Annotated in this window: 10 protein-coding genes; 4 read left to right on the forward strand and 6 right to left on the reverse strand. The window is 63.9% G+C overall.

Going from position 1 to position 15,465, the window contains the following annotated elements:
- Window positions 1-156: 156 nt before the first annotated feature.
- Together G6N66_RS17030 and G6N66_RS17035 are read left to right on the forward strand one after the other, a co-directional pair.
- Window positions 157-1,020, forward strand: a complete 864-nt coding sequence (locus G6N66_RS17030) for a cutinase family protein (protein ID WP_163645862.1) — start codon at window positions 157-159, stop codon at window positions 1,018-1,020.
- A gap of 211 nt (window positions 1,021-1,231) precedes the next feature.
- Complete coding sequence (locus G6N66_RS17035; RefSeq protein WP_085231289.1) at window positions 1,232-2,716, forward strand: PecA family PE domain-processing aspartic protease; 1,485 nt, start codon at window positions 1,232-1,234, stop codon at window positions 2,714-2,716.
- A gap of 42 nt (window positions 2,717-2,758) precedes the next feature.
- Here the strand turns inward: G6N66_RS17035 and G6N66_RS30105 are convergent, their stop codons facing one another.
- Entirely contained in the window at window positions 2,759-4,681 is a 1,923-nt protein-coding gene (locus G6N66_RS30105; protein ID WP_085231245.1) for a PE domain-containing protein, read from the reverse strand.
- 208 nt (window positions 4,682-4,889) lie between these two features.
- Between G6N66_RS30105 and G6N66_RS17045 the strand changes: the two genes are divergently transcribed.
- Complete coding sequence (locus G6N66_RS17045) at window positions 4,890-5,558, forward strand: nucleotidyltransferase domain-containing protein (RefSeq protein WP_085231246.1); 669 nt, start codon at window positions 4,890-4,892, stop codon at window positions 5,556-5,558.
- 86 nt (window positions 5,559-5,644) lie between these two features.
- Here G6N66_RS17045 and G6N66_RS17050 read toward each other — a convergent pair whose 3' ends face one another.
- From G6N66_RS17050 to G6N66_RS17070, 5 genes are all read right to left on the reverse strand, one after another.
- Window positions 5,645-6,622, reverse strand: coding sequence for a PE family protein (locus G6N66_RS17050; RefSeq protein WP_163645863.1), 978 nt, complete (start codon window positions 6,620-6,622; stop codon window positions 5,645-5,647).
- Between the two features lie 492 nt (window positions 6,623-7,114).
- Window positions 7,115-10,045, reverse strand: a complete 2,931-nt coding sequence (locus G6N66_RS17055; RefSeq protein ID WP_085231248.1) for an MMPL/RND family transporter — start codon at window positions 10,043-10,045, stop codon at window positions 7,115-7,117.
- Complete coding sequence (locus tag G6N66_RS17060; protein WP_085231249.1) at window positions 10,042-10,587, reverse strand: MmpS family transport accessory protein; 546 nt, start codon at window positions 10,585-10,587, stop codon at window positions 10,042-10,044. Before G6N66_RS17060 ends, G6N66_RS17055 begins: the two co-directional genes overlap by 4 nt.
- 168 nt (window positions 10,588-10,755) lie before the next feature.
- Window positions 10,756-11,463 carry an enoyl-CoA hydratase/isomerase family protein gene (locus G6N66_RS17065; protein WP_085231250.1) on the reverse strand — a complete coding sequence of 236 codons (708 nt, stop codon included), beginning with the start codon at window positions 11,461-11,463 and terminating at the stop codon, window positions 10,756-10,758.
- Between the two features lie 358 nt (window positions 11,464-11,821).
- On the reverse strand, window positions 11,822-14,368 hold the full coding sequence (locus G6N66_RS17070; protein ID WP_085231251.1) for an excinuclease ABC subunit UvrA: 2,547 nt from the start codon (window positions 14,366-14,368) through the stop codon (window positions 11,822-11,824).
- Between the two features lie 205 nt (window positions 14,369-14,573).
- Between G6N66_RS17070 and G6N66_RS17075 the strand changes: the two genes are divergently transcribed.
- A complete protein-coding gene (locus tag G6N66_RS17075; protein ID WP_232079339.1) occupies window positions 14,574-15,380 on the forward strand; it encodes a PPOX class F420-dependent oxidoreductase in 807 nt (268 codons plus the stop codon).
- Window positions 15,381-15,465 lie beyond the last annotated feature (85 nt).

Here is a 15,465-nt window from a genome sequence, read left to right on the forward strand (position 1 = left end):
AAGGGCACGGTCACGGCGTTGGGTCCGTCGTGGTGATTCCCAGGACGCGCTGGTCAACTGCCAGCTCAACGATCTCGAGCAATCCCTCGCAAGGCCAGCCGCATGGCCACCTTTGAGCTTTGAGAGGGGTGCATGATGCCGCACATAGTGATGACAGTGTCGGGATCCAATGTCGACATGTGGAACACCGCGTCACCGCAACCCGCCGGGGTGGCCGCTGCGCTGGCGGCGGCGTTTCCTGACCTGTTCTACTGGCAGCCGGTCGGTAACTATCCGGCCAGTGTTTTCCCCATGGGTCCCAGTGTTGACGCCGGTGTCGCCGAGCTGAATAGGCTTTGCACACAAGTCAATCCGCCTGGCGGCGCACCGTCATATCCGGAGAGCTCCATCATTTTGCTCGGATATTCCCAGGGCGCGATCGTCGTGTGCAAATTCCTGCACACCATAGCGTGGCTGAATCCTCAGATCGCGAATCGTATTGTTGCTGTGGGTGTTTGGGGAAATCCGCTCCGGCTGCCTGGGTTCGCCTCTGGTAATCAGTTCGCCGGCTGGCCGATGCCGGCGCACGTCGATGGTGTTATCACGGGAGGCATTTCAGGTCCGGCCTGCATGACCCCGGCCGATGTTGCGCCACACCTGCTCACACCGGTGACCCATTTTTGGGGCGATTTCGTCAACACCATCGGAGTCGGCAACGATATCTACGCGGATGCGCCCGTCGGGCCCAACCCGTGGACGGCCGAGGCGGGCCCGGGTGTGATAGAGACACAGATTTACAACATCGTTCAAAATGCGACGACCGCAAACATTTTCGCGATCCTTCGCGACGCCGTGAAGTTGGTAAACCCGAAGACATCGATTGAGGAGATCATTTCCATCACCGAAGCGATCGTCAACGGCGGCATGTTCTTGGCGGCCGGCCCCAATGCAGCGCACTACACCTACGACACGACACCGATCTACAACTTCATCGCCCTGGCGGGCCAAGAGACCGCACCGTTTGCCACCAGCCAGGTTTGAGGCCGGTTACTCGTCGGCCTTCCTATCACCGCGCGGAAGCCACGCAAGAATTTCGCAAGAATTCCGCAAGCCCGCCGCAAGCGGCATGACGCACCCTATGGCCAAGTCGGCCGCGTGGAGGAGCGCGGCCGGCTCCCGAACTAAAGAGGTGGTAGTCCATGGCCGCACGCATCGCTCTCGACGGGCGCGAAATGACCGGATGGAAGCAGCGATGTCGTATCTAATCGCAGCACCGGAAATGCTGGCAGCAACCGCCACGGAGGTGGCGGGCATTGGCTCGTCGCTCAACGCGGCCGAGGCCGCGACATCGACGCCCATCACCGCGGTGCTGGCACCCGCCCACGATGACGTGTCGGCCGCGATCGCATCATTCTTTTCCGACTACGCCCGGCAGTTCCAGGTCCTCAGTGCGCGCGCGGCGACATTTCACGCCCAGTTCGCACGAGCCCTGAACACCGCTGAAGCCGCGTACGCCACCGCCGAAGCTGCAAACACCTCGCCGCTGCAGTGGTTTTCGCCCTGGAAGACCCTGACCGGGCGCCCCTTGGTCGGCGATGGCGCCGACGGCAAGGCAGGTACCGGGCAGGCCGGCGGGAACGCCGGCTGGATTTTCGGACGCGGCGGCGACGGCGGGTCGGGCGCAGATGGCCAGGCCGGAGGGAACGGCGGTCACGCCGGGCTGATCGCGGGCAACGGCGGCAACGGCGGGGCGGGCGGAACCGGTGGTGCCGGCGGGGGCGGAGGCGGCGCCGGTCTGATCGGTTCGGGTGGCGACGGCGGCGCCGGCGGACTCAACGCGGCCGGTGGGGCCGGCGGCAGAGCCGGGCGCTTGTTCGGCGACTTCGGGACCGGCGGGCTATCGGGGACTCCCCTTGGGACCGGGGCCGTCTCGATGCAGACTTACCAAAACACCCTGCCGGTGGTGGACGTCTCGGTAAACGGTGGACCGAGTGTGCCCGTGGTGGTCGACACCGGATCCGAGGGTTTGGTCATCCCGATCAGGCAGATCGGGCTGTATCACCTCGGCCTACCCACCGGGTTTGGGTCCGGCCATTACAGCGGGGGGCTGGGGTACTACTACCTCACCTTCGACACCACGGTGAACTTCGGCAATGGCATCGTTGCCTCGACGCCGGTCGACGTCGTCTTCTTCGGATTCCCCGAGGCTTTTCGCCTTTTCGCCGGCGCCGACGGGGCGGCCGGCATCATGGGCATCGGCGTGAACGCGATCGGTCCCGGCCCAACATCGCCGGTCACCGGATTGCCAGGCGACCTCAGTCAGGGCGTGCTCATCAACGAGCAGCAGGGTTATCTGCAGTTCGGCCCCAACCCGCTACCCGCGGTGGCCTCGACTCCCGGAGCTCCGATCAGCGACCTCTACGTCCAAGTCAACGGCGGCCAACTGCACAGCGTCGCAGGCACATTCATCGATTCCGGCGGCGTGCTCGGGACCCTCCCGTCGGGCCTGATCGGTGGTGCCATTCATGTGCCGCCAGGCACGACAATCACCGTCTACAACAGCGACCACCAGGAGCTGTATTCGTACACGACGACCAGGGCCAACACGCCGTCGGTCACCTTCGACACGCCGTACTCGATGAACACCGGGTTCGAGCCCTTCTGGCAGGGGCCGGTGTATATCGACTACAGCCCCGGCGGCATCGGGACGACAGTGTTCGATTACTCCCCCACCTGAGGTGGCCCGTCGAGCAGACGCAGTTGTGAAAGAGCGACGCCCCTATTTCCAGAGGCCGTTGAAGGGTTGCGCGTACATGTCGTTGGCGGTGAGCGGGGGCAGGCCCATGTTGTATTCGATCGTGGACATCAGGCCGTACTCGTCCCCGTAACCGTTCACGACGTAGGGACCGGGTTGCATCCCCGCATCGATGGCCGCCTGATTCGGGATGGCAATCATCACAACGTGATTGCCCTCGTTGCCGAGACCGAGCGACAGATTGTTGGAGTCCTCGTCCATGGTGATGTAGATGACGTCGCTCTGCGACGAATTCCACGTCGGCGACGCTTGAATGGTTTGCACCTGTTGCTGAACGAACGCGTCGCCGGCGGCGACGTTGTACTGGTGGTTCGTGAGTTGGCTGAGCGCCCAGCGGGCATAGTCACTCGGAGAACTTGTAGGGCCTTCCATATTGGTGGCGTCCTCGGCCGCGATCCACGCGAACCTCGGCGCCGTGTTCGGATCCGACAGACCGTTCGACAAACTTGTCAGCGGCTGCAGATGTGCCTGCTGGTAGGCGGGGGTGTTGTTGAAGACGTATTTGAATTCGAGGAACGGCAGCGAGTCGGTGGCGTAGTCCCCCGTTGACACGATGGTGCCCGGGGCCGGCATGCCCTGCGCATAGCCGACCCACGAGATGCCCTGCGAATCCATTTCTTCCATGAGGCTGGGTGCGTCGATGACGTTCGATACGGGGTTGTAGGCGAGCCCGAAGTCCGATCCGCCCATGACGCGGAAGTAGTTGGGATCGCTGGGATGGCTCAGCGCGTAGTAGTTGGCCAGATAGTCCTGGCTGTTGATCAGGCTGTTGATGAAGGGCGCGTTGGGGCTGCCGATGATGTTGCCGACGCCCTTGTTCTCCATGTAGATCAGTTGCACGTGATCGATTTGGCCGACGGTGGACGTCGGTGGCTGGAGTTGCCCCGGGGTCAGACTCGTATCGCCGACCCGGAGCGACACGTTGTCGACGTAGGCGTCGTTGTAGTGACCGAGGATCGGGCAGCGGTCGTTGAACGTCGTGGTCACCACGGCGGTGGTGGTGCCGGTCGGAACCGTTCCGGAGATCTCACGCTGTTGAAACCCCGTCATGCCCAGGCGATCAAGCAGCGAGACCGAACCGGTCGAGCCGGTGCCCAGAACGGCCCCGCTGGAGCTGTAGAAGGTGACGTGCACCGAGGCCGACGACGGATTCAAGAGGCGGCCACCGAGGTCGGCACTGAGCACGTACGGCGTTCCAGCCGCGCCGGTGAGGTTCACGGTTTGGCTGATGGTGGAGGTGGCGACGGGTCCGCCGCCGGCGAAATTGTTGCCGCCGCCCGAGGGCGCGTGTTGTGGAAAGCCTAGGAACTTCGGCAGATCCGGGAATGGAGTCCCGAATGGCGACGGGAAAAATGGCCGCGGGCTGGCGTACGGAATCACGGTCGGGGTGCCGGTCACCGTCCAGCCCGGGACGGTCACCCCGCTGTAGCCGGACGTCGACGGGTCAGCGATTTCGAAGCCGGGATTGATCAACAGGTTCTCACTCAGCGGCACTCCGGACGCGGGCGCCTTGAGGGTGATCATCGGCCGCCCCGTCAATGCGTAAGCGGGCGCGTTGATCACGCCCAGCAGATCCAGCTCGAGGGTCTGCAGCCACGGATTGTTGGCGGCTTCGGTGGCCGCATAGGCGCTCGCACTATGCAACAACGACTGCACGAACCCGGTATGAAAGGCTGCCGTGCGCGCGCTAAGCGCCTGAAAATCCGCCGCGTAGTTGCCAAACAACCGGGTGATGGCCGCCGACACCTCATCCGCGGCCGCCGGGGCGATCCCCGTCGTGGCTGGCGCCGCCGATGCGCCAACCTCCTTGACCGCCGCTCCGATTCGGCTCAGATCCGCCGACGCCGCGGCCAAAACCTCGGGTGCTGTGATCAGGAAGGTCGACATCTGCGGCTCCCGTCAGTTATTGGGGCGGCTCCGAGCCCTCACCATATTCCGCCGGACCCCTGACCGTGAGCGGAATCGGTCTGCGGATCGGGGACTTTCAGGCACTCGAACAGTCGGTCACAACGGACAAGACGCACGCCCGAAGGCGTACAATCCCAACTATAGTTGTGATACTCCAACTTTAGTTGCAAACAAGGAGGTGCCCGAAATGCAGCTGAACCGGCCGTTCGCGACGGTGACGCCGACGTTGGACGGCGACGTACTCGGCGTTCTGGCGACCAGCGAGGTTACGTTCACGATCACCCAGATCCAACGCATCCTGACCACCGCATCAGGCGAGGGTATCCGCAAAGTCCTCACCCGTCTTACGGCCCAGGGCGTGGTAATCCATGATCGGGTCGGCAGGACGAACACCTACCGCCTCAACACCGAACATCTTGCGGCAGAGCCGATCCTGGCGCTGTCGCGGCTGACCGCAACATTCCTGGACCGCCTCAAAGCACACCTGGAGGCGTGGGGCGAGCCGCCCAAGTATGCGGCTGTGTTCGGATCAGCCGCGACCGGTCGGATGACTCTGGGCAGTGACATCGACCTGTTCCTGGTGCGCGCATCGAAGCCTGATCACGTTGGCCGCCAGTGGAACTCGGCGACGTGGGAGCAACAGATAGCCGAACTCGCAAAGTCGGTCACCGCGTGGACCGGCAATGACGGCCGCGTCGTCGAGTACACCGAAGACGAGCTTCGCGCCGCGGCCGCTGCGGGTGAGCCGTTGCTGAGCGACGTGGCTAGGCAAGGCCTGACCGTCGCCGGCACACGGGCATGGCTCGCTAGGCAGCTGCCCCCGATAGGCAGAGCTGCGGCAGCGAGGAAGGCCTGATGGCTGCGACGCGTAAGAAGCAATGGCGGACAGTCCGTGACGATCTCAGTGGCCCCTACCGTTTCCGCGGTTCGCCGTCAACAAGGTCAAAGAATGCCCGAGGGAACCCCAGTGATCGACAACGACAACGCAGGAAGCAACGGAACGCGGGCAACTATGGAAGCGTCCAAATCCCCGTTGGGAAGGACGGTTGCGGTCCCGTCCGCCGTCAACAAGGTCAGGGCACCAAACGGAGTCTTGATAAAGCCGGTTGCGCTCAGGGCCTCCTCGAGCCCGGTGGTGGAACTGACCGGGGCCGCAGCGACCGACAAGTAGAACGGGGGAGAAAGCGGAACGTGTGCGGTTAGGGAAACGTCCAAATGGCCGTTGGGAAGGAGCGTTGCGGTCCCGTTCGCCGTCAACACCTGCAGGGGACCAAACGGAGTCCTGAGGGTGCCAGTGCTTGTCAGGGCCTCCGTGAACCCCGCGGCGGGATCGAGCAGGGACCCACTGACCGGGGCCCCATCGAACGTCAAGCCCAGGGAAGGACGACCGAAAAGACCTGCTGTCAAGGAACCCTGCAAGTTGCCGTTGGAAAAGATGGTTGCGCTCCCGCTCCCCGTCAAAAAGTTCAACGGACCAAACGGGGTCTTGAAGCCGCCAGTTAGGCCGAGGGCCTCGGTGAGCAGCGGGATGCCCGGGAGACCGATACCCGGAAGATTGATACTCGGGAGGTGGAGACCCGGGAGATTGAGACTCGGGAGATTGAGATTCGGGAGATTAATGCCGAGGACACTTGCCGCGCTAGTGGCCTCGGTGCCCATGTACTGCGCGGACGACCCGCTCAACAACTTCACGAACTCGTCGTGAAAGGCCGCCGCCTTGGCGCTGAGGGCGTGGAATCCTTCAGCGTGCGAACTCAAAAGTGCCGCGAAGGCCGCCGACACCTCATCAGCGGCTGGGGCCGCGACCGCGGTTGTTTGGGTCGCCGCCGCCGCGTTAGCGCTGCGCAGTTCGGAGCTTAAGCCCTCCAGGTCTCGACTCGCCCCTGCCATGATGTCCGGTGCGATGCTTAGCAACGTCACAGTTTCCCCCTCCGGTCGCATGATTCGAGAACAAAGCGTCGGTACAGTCCGGATGGGCAAATCGTATAGCCAATGGTCGGCTTTGCACAGATCTTTCACAGAATCTCGTCTGAGTAGCTGCCGAAGGCCCCGGCAGCCGACTCGTGGCTTTGCCTGGAGTGCCACGGTCTCAAGACGCTGGTACCGCTATCCGGGCCCGGCTGCAACGAGCTTGGCGATCACTGACACCAATGACGTGACGACGTGGTCCGTGACCTCGAATGCCGTCAAGGGCCACTCAAAGGCGTTGGCGCGCAACGACTTCAAGAAGTCTGATCCTTGAGCTATCGAGGACCGGGTCCTACGTCGTGGCCCAGCGGGACCGCGAAAGAACCTTGCGCCCCGGCGATCTGGCCGGCTGGAACCCAAAAACTGAGGCGGCCAACATATTCGCCCAAATCCACGCCGACCGTTAGCTGCCCGCGTCGACGCCGGTGTGGGCATTCATCGCCGTTATCGCCTTTTGACCAGTCCGCCCGGCGGGCTTTCGTCAACGTCGTTGAGGATCAGCTCGCGCACGGCGGGCCTCGGTCCGTACGGTCGCAGCATGGTGCTGGCCGGCCGGGGACGCACGTGCTGCGGCCACCAGAACCAGCGTCCGAGCAAGGTGGCCATTGACGGTGTCATGAACGACCGCACGATCAAGGTGTCGAACAACAGGCCCAGCGCGATCGTCGTACCGACCTGGGCCATCACCCGCAGCGGGCTGAACATGAACGTGGCCATGGTGGCGGCGAACACCAGGCCGGCGGCGGTCACCACCGAGCCCGAACCGGCCATCGCGCGGATCGTCCCCGTCTTGAGTCCGGCGTGGATCTCCTCTTTGAACCGCGAAATCAGCAGCAGGTTGTAGTCCGAGCCGACCGCCAGCAGCAGGATGATCGCCATCGCCAGCACCATCCAGTGCAACTTGATGCCCAGGATGTACTGCCATAGGAGCACCGAGAGTCCGAACGAGGCGCCCAGCGACAGCAACACCGTACCGACGATCACGAAGGCCGCCACGACGCTTCGGGTGATGATCAGCATGATGATGAAAATCAGTGTGGCCGCGGAGATTCCGGCGATCATCAGGTCCATGTTGGAGCCGTCGTGCATGTCCCTGTACGTCGCGGCGGTGCCGCCGAGGTAGACGTTGGCGCCCTCCCACGGCGTGCCTTTGATGGCCTCGTGCACGGCCTGCTTGATCGGCCCGATGTGGCTGATGCCTTCCGGAGTCGCCGGGTCGCCTTCATGCGAGATGATCAACCGGACAGCGTGCCCGTCCGGCGAGATGAACTGTTTGAGGCCCCGGGCAAAGTCCGGGCTCTTGAATGCCTCGGGCGGAAGGTAGAACGTATCGTCGTTCTTCGCTTTGTCGAAAGCGTCTCCCTCGGCCGTGGCGTTGTCGGCCTGCGCTCGCGCCTGCTGGTTGAGGCCCATGGTGGTCGCGTAGTTCGACATGATGGTGTCGAGGTTGCGCTGCTGACTCTCAATCTGCGGGGGTATCAGCGCCACAAGCTTGGGCTGAATCGCGTCCAGCTTGTCCAGATTCGCGCTGAGGTTCACGATGTTCTCCGCCACCTGGTCGATGCCGTCAAGCGCATTGAAGATGGACCGTAGCGTCCAGCAGATCGGAATGTCGAAGCAGTGTTTTTCCCAGTAGAAGTAGGCGCGGATCGGCCGGAAGAAGTCGTCGAAGTTGGCGATGTCGTCGCGCAGATGCTCGGTGATCTGCACGGTTTCTTTGGTGAGCCTGGTGGTTTCGTGTGTCGTGTTGCTGAGGTCCTGGGTGACCTGCATCTGCTGATGCAGCAACGCCATCGTCTTCTTGAGCTCGTCGGCCTGGTTCAGCAGGTTTTTCGCCTGCTCGTCCTGATAGTGCTGGGTCTGGAGCCGCCCCGCGGCTTGTGCGCCCATTTGAAAACCGAGGGTGCTGTGGTCGAGCGGCGTGCCCAACGGGCGGGTGATCGTCTGCACCCGGCCGATACCGGGGATGTGAAAGATCGCCTTGGCGACCTTGTCCAGGACGATGAAGTCAGCCGGGTTACGAATGTCGTGATCGGTCTCGATCATCAGCAGCTCGGGGTTGAGCCGAGCCTGGTTAAAGTGCCGGTCGGCGGCCGCATACCCGACATTCGCCGGGGTGTCGGACGGCAAGAAGTGGCGAGTGTCGTAGTCCGTCTTGTAGCCGGGCAGCGCAAGCAGACCGACTAAAGCGATGGCGATGGTCACCGCGAGAACCGGCGCGGGCCAGCGGACGATGGCGGTGCCGATGCGTCGCCAGCCCCGGGTCTGCAGCGTTCGCTTCGGATCCAGCAGCTTGAAGAACGACGCCACGGTCAGGATCGCCGGCGCCAGGGTCAAGGCGGCGAGGACCGCGACCAGCATCCCGACGGCGCAGGGTATGCCGAGCGTTTCAAAATAAGGCAACCGGCAGAAGCTCAGGCAGTACATCGCGCCGGCGATGGTCAGCCCCGAACCCAGCACGACGTGGGCCGTGCTGTGGAACATCGTGTAGAACGCTTGTTCGCGGGTCTCCCCCAGACCCCGGGCTTCGTGGTAGCGGCCGACCACGAAAATCGCGTAGTCAGTTCCGGCGGCGATCGCCATCAGCACCAGCATGTTGTTGGCGAACGTCGAGAGCCCCATGATGCCGTAATTGCCCAGCGTGGCGACGACACCGCGGGCCGCGAGCAACTCGATGAAGACCATGGCCAGCATGATCAGCATGGTGACCACCGACCGGTAGACGAACAGCAGCATCACGATGATCACCGCGAACGTGACCAGAGTGACCAGCAGGACGCCCTTTTGACCCGCGTGAGACTGATCGGCAAACAGCGGACCCGCCCCGGTGACGTAGGCCTTGATCCCCGGCGGCGCCGGCACCGAATTGACGATCTTGCGGACGGCATCGGTGGATTCGCCGGACTCGGCGCTGCCCATGTTGCCGGCGAGGTAGACCTGGACGTACGCGGCCTTTTGATCGTGGCTCTGGGAGCCCGCGGCAGTCAGCGGATCACTCCAGAAATCCTGCACGTGCTGGACGTGCTTCTTGTCCTGCTCGAGTCGCCGGACGATCTCGTCGTAGTAGTGGTGCGCCTCAGCCCCCAGCGGCTTGTCGCCTTCCAGCAGGATCATCGCCGAGCTGTCGGAAGTGAACTCCTTGAACGTCGACCCGACGCGCATCATCGACTGGAACGACACCGCGTCTGTAGGGCTCTGCGACACCGATTGCTTCTTGGAGACGATTTCGAGCTGCGGGGAGATGGTGTTGGTGACGAAGACGATGCCCAGCCAGATCAAGACGATCGGCAGCGCGAGGCGATGGATCATCCGCGGCAGGAACGGCGGGATCAGCGGCTGATCAACGCGGGCTGCGACCTCGGTGGTCTCGCTCACGCGGACTTGTCCAAGCAATAGACGAAGGGGTTGACCGTTTCGTTGGCGGGCGAGCGGTTCGGGGCCTTAATGACGGCACCGCGCCCGTCGTGGTTGTCCACCACGAATTGGCAAGCAATCCAACTGCCGTCTCCTTGCGCTATCAAGTTGGCCGGGATCCCAGGCTTTGTCGACTTCAACACCGTGTTCCAGGGCAGCGGAACGTTGAGGGCCTGCTGCGGGTGGGAGTTCTCGTCGAGATAGTTGATAGTTGCCGTGCTGCCCGGTGACCCCCAGACCTCGAGCGTGATGGTCTTGGCGTTGAACTCGTCGATGACGTCACCGGGTGAGCCACCACCGAACGAACCCGGGTGAACGCCGAAGACGCCGTGCAGGCGGTGGACGACGAAGCCCGATACCGCGACCACAGCCAGGATCGTGAATATTAGCCAGAAACGGCTCAGGAGCCCCTTCTTATGGGCGCGCTGTGGGCCGGGTTTTTCGTCGGCGGTTGGGCGCACCTCAGGATCGAGCGACTCTCTCCGTGGCTCGGTGGTCGTCATGGGCGCTTTCCTAACCAGGGGCAAGGCTACTCAACCAGTTAGCTCAGACGTAACGTTAGTCACTCTAAACTACACCGAGATGGTCCGGGCTTCACAGCCCGAGCTATGAAACGCAAGCGCGGCGGAACAGGACTCATTTTTATGCACGCTCGTAGCTATCGGGGCCTATCAATCACTTCGTAGTGCTTGCATCTCCGCGAGCTCTCGCTTGATCGCTTCGCGCGCCTCCCGGCGCCGTCCACTAGTCATCAGTCTCTTGGTAGCCGCGACCGCCCGCGGATCATGCTTGGCGATCAATGCCGCCGCGGAAGAGGTCTGTTCCATGAGTTCGGCCTCGCTAACCACGCGCCAGGCCAGGCCGGTCTTAAGCGCGGTGGCCGCGTCGATCCATTCACTGGACAGCATCGACCACATTGCTTCTGCCCACGGCATTCTCGTAGCCAAAAGCGCCGAGCTGCCCGCCTCGGGCACCATGCCCAGTGCGGTGAAAGGCAGTCGCAGCCGGGCGGTTTCGGCGATGAGCACCAGGTCGCAGTACAGCAGCAGGGTGCAGCCGAATCCGACCGCGACACCGTTGACGGCGGCGAGCAAGGGTTTATCGAAGCTAGAAAGAACATCGAGGAGTTGGAAGAATTGGTCCCCGGCGTGCTTCCGCTCACTTTCTGGTGTCGCGGGGTCGAGGAGTGAGCGGTCGGCTCCGGCCGAGAAGGCGCGTCCACGACCGGTCAGCACAACGGCTCGCGCTGTGTCGTCGCTCGCGAGGCGCTGCAGCGCGACGCGCAGCTCCTGATATCCGTTGGCAGTGAACGCGTTAAGGCGCTGCGGACGGTCGAATGTCAGCCACGCCACCGCGCCGTCGCGACGCTCGTCAAGCATCTATTCGGTCCGCTGGTCCGCGCTGCGCACGCCCGGGTGTGGAGTCGTCGACTTGCAGGGCAATGAGTGGCCGGTCCATTTTCAGCAGTCCAAGCTCGAATTATCGTGCTCTTGTGTCATTCCGGTTGCCTTCTCGTCCAATGCCTCCGCGCAAGCGCCAGTCGGCTAAGCCCACGGCACCTGGTATCGCCCAGGGCAGCGTACCGTTACAAGCGTTTTGGAACCCGAGGGCCGCCGCCTACGTCCAGCCTCCACGTTAACGTTGGGTGCGCTTGCAGTGCAATAACTTTGAGAGACCATACATCCAGAGTGTTTGCGCGTGCTGTTACGCCCAAACGGGATGGACGGCGAATCGCTGTTATCGACTCGCAGATGGCGCCAACCGTTTCGCCAGATACGGCGCCGTGCGGCTGTGTTTGGCACATGACACCTGTTGAGGCGTGCCGGCCGCAACGACCCGTCCGCCGTCGGTACCGGCTCCCGGTCCCAGGTCGATCACCCAGTCCGCACCCGCGACCATGCGCATGTCGTGTTCGGCCACCACCACGGTATTGCCGGCGTCGACGAGGCGGTGCAGTTGGCGGTCGAGCAGATCCACGTCCGCGGGGTGCAGCCCGGTGGTCGGCTCGTCGAGGACGTAGAGCGTATGCCCTCGCCGCGGCCTTTGCAGTTCGGACGCGAGCTTGATGCGCTGCGCCTCGCCGCCGGACAGTTCGGTCGCGGGCTGTCCGAGACGGAGATATCCCAGTCCGACCTCGCGCAGCGTGGTCAGGCTCCGCGCTGCGTTGGCGACGTCGGCAAGAAACTCCGAGGCCTCATCGACGGTCATCGCGAGCACGTCGGCGATCGTACGGCCGCGATAGCGCACCTCGAGTGTCTCGTCGGAGTAACGCGCTCCTTGACATTCTGGGCAGGTGGCGTATGTGCCTGGCAGGAACAACAATTCGACCGACACGAACCCCTCCCCTTGACAGGTGGGGCAGCGACCTTCGGCCACGTTGAACGAAAATCTGCCCGCTGTCCAGCCGCGGCGCCGCGCCTTCGGGGTCGCGGCGAATTCTCGGCGCACGGCGTCGAACAAGCCGGTGTAGGTCGCCAGCGTCGAGCGGGGCGTGCGTCCGATCGGGCGTTGGTCGACCGAGACCAGCCGGTTGATCTCCTCGACCCCCTCGGCCGTCACGCCGACGCTCGCGTCGTGATCGAGATCGACGATCTCCGTGTCGGTTTCGTCGTCGTCGGATTCGGTCGGCTCGGGTGTTCGTCCCGTGCCGAGGTGTCTGTTTACGACATCACCGAGGACCTTGACGACGAGCGTCGACTTGCCCGAACCGGACACTCCGGTGACGGCGGTGTACACACCCAGTGGCAGGTCCACGTCCAGGTCGCGCAGATTGTGGAAGCAGATTCCGCGCAGCCGCAGCCGCCCGGACTCGGTGCGGGGTTGACGGGGCGCCGGGCTGGCGCCGTCGAAAAGGTATCTGCGAGTGACCGATTCCTCGGCGTCGGCAAGTCCCGGCACCGGGCCGCTGTAAAGCACGTTCCCGCCGAGCTCCCCCGCCCCGGGTCCGACGTCGACGATCCAGTCGGCACGGCGTACCACATCCATGTCGTGCTCGACCACGAATAACGAATTGCCCGCGCGCCGTAGGCGATCCAGCACGTCGAGTAGCGGTTCGGCGTCCGCCGGGTGCAGTCCGGCCGAGGGCTCGTCGAGCACATAAAGCACGCCGAACAGGCCGGCGCGCAGTTGAGTGGCCAGCCGCAGCCGCTGCAACTCGCCGGGCGACACCGTCGGCGTGCGGCGACTAAGCGTGAGATAGCCCAGGCCGAGATCGATGAGTACTTGCAGCCGTGCGACGAGATCGGCGGCGATCATGGTCGCCACTTCGGTAAGCTCACCGGATTTCGTCGACGCGTACGCGGCGGCGGCATCGGTGCGGGAGGCCGTCGGGCGCAACGTGGCAGCGAGGTCGACCAACGGCATGCCCGCGTAGTCGGCGATGGTGCGCCAGGCGAAGGTCACCTGCAGCGCTTCCGGCCGCAGCCCGGAACCGTCGCAGACGGGGCATTCGACTGTGTCGACGAATTGCAGTACGCGCCGGCGCATCTTCGCGCTATGGGAGTTGGCCAGCGTGTGGCGGACGTGGCGTTCCGCGCTGGAGAACGTGCCGTTGTAGTAATAATCGGCCTGCACGGGGTGGTGCGCCGGATTGATCTCGACCGTTGGCTGCTCATCGGTGAACAGAATCCAATTGCGTTGGCGCTTAGGAAGTTTCCGCCATGGCTTATCGATGTCGTAGCCGAGCGTGACGAGGATGTCGCGTAGGTTTTGGCCCTGCCACGCGCCCGGCCACGCGGCAACGGCGCCTTCGCGGATGGTCAGCGACGGGTCTGGCACCAATGTCTCTTCGGTCACCCGATGGATTCGACCCAGCCCGTGGCAATCGGGGCACGCGCCAACCGCGGTGTTCGGGGAAAACGCATCGGAGTCCAGTCGTTCCGTGGCCCCCGATGGGTAGGTCCCGGCACGGGAGAACAGCATCCTCAGCAGGTTCGACAGGGTGGTGACGGTGCCGACCGTCGACCGCGACGTCGCCGAACCCCGACGCTGCTGCAACGCGACGGCGGGCGGCAGCCCGGTGATGTCGTCTACCTTTGGCGCGCCGGTGGGCAGTAGCAGGCGGCGTGCGTAGGGAGCGACCGACTCGAAGTAGCGGCGCTGGGCCTCGGCGTAGATGGTCCCGAAGGCCAACGACGATTTGCCGGATCCGGAGATCCCGGTGAACGCGACCAGCGCGTCACGGGGCGCGGCGACGTCGACACCTCGCAGATTGTTAACCCGCGTCCCGTAAACGCGCACACAAGGGTCGATGCCGTCGGCGCTGCGGGAGGGCGTTTCAGCCATCGTGCTCTGACAAGTACCCGTACTGCAGTTTCGCAAGCAGCGTGTTTGCTGGTTCGAGGCCGGACGCCGCACGGCGGCTAACGTTCCTCGGTTCTCCCCCTGGCCAAGGGCACACAGCGCCCTGTCGATCGCGATGTCACGTGTGGGCGCCCTACGCCGTCTAGCGATCGAGGACGACAAACACGGATTGTGAAGGAGCGGGATGATGAATCGCGTGGGCGCTCTGGCGCGGGGATACCTGGTCGCGGTCACGGCGCTGGCGGGGGTGTTCACCGCCGGGATCGGGGTCTGGTGTCTGATCGAACCGGGCTCATTCGCTCGTGCCGTCGGCTTTGAGACGCACCTGCATTTCCTGCACGACCTCGGCGCGTTCCAGTTAGGCCTGGGTGTCACGCTGCTGCTCGCGCTGATATGGGCGGACGCGCTGGCCACCGCCCTCGCCGGATTCATTGTGGCCAACACCGTGCACACCGTGAATCACTTCACGGACCTCGACCTCGGTGGTTCGGTCGCGCAGGCGTGGGCGCTGGGTGCGGTGTCGGTGGCCCTGGTCGTGGCGTTTCTGTTGCGGCTGCGCCAACTTGGCTACGTCCTGGGCAGCGTAGGCGCCGCAGCCAATCAGACGCTGGCACCATTCGTTCGGCAAAAGACCATCAGCCTCACCACCTTTCGCAAGGACGGCACGCCCGGCTCCAGTCCGATCAGCATTGTCGTGGATGGCAACCGCGCCTACTTCCGCAGCTTCGAGAAGGCGATCAAAGTGCGCCGGATTCAACGTAATCCGAACGTCGAATTCGGTCCAGCGACCGGATCGGGAAAGCCGACGGGATCGGCGCAACCTGGCGACGTTCGCCTGCTGGATGGGGCTGAGTATCGAAAGGCGGCACGTCTGCTACGGCAAAAGTATCCGGTGCTGCATGGAGTGCTGGTGCCCCTGGCGCACCGACTCATGCGGTCCAAGTTCGGCCGCACGGTGCACGCGGAGTTGATTCCGTTGACTGTCGCGCGGTGACGACGAATCGTAGCCGCGATGCTAGGGCGATTGGGGCGGCAACGCCCTGGCTTGCGGTTGCGCAACTACATGGTGCTGGCGTGAC

The organism is Mycobacterium conspicuum, from assembly GCF_010730195.1.
Lineage (GTDB): Bacteria > Actinomycetota > Actinomycetes > Mycobacteriales > Mycobacteriaceae > Mycobacterium > Mycobacterium conspicuum.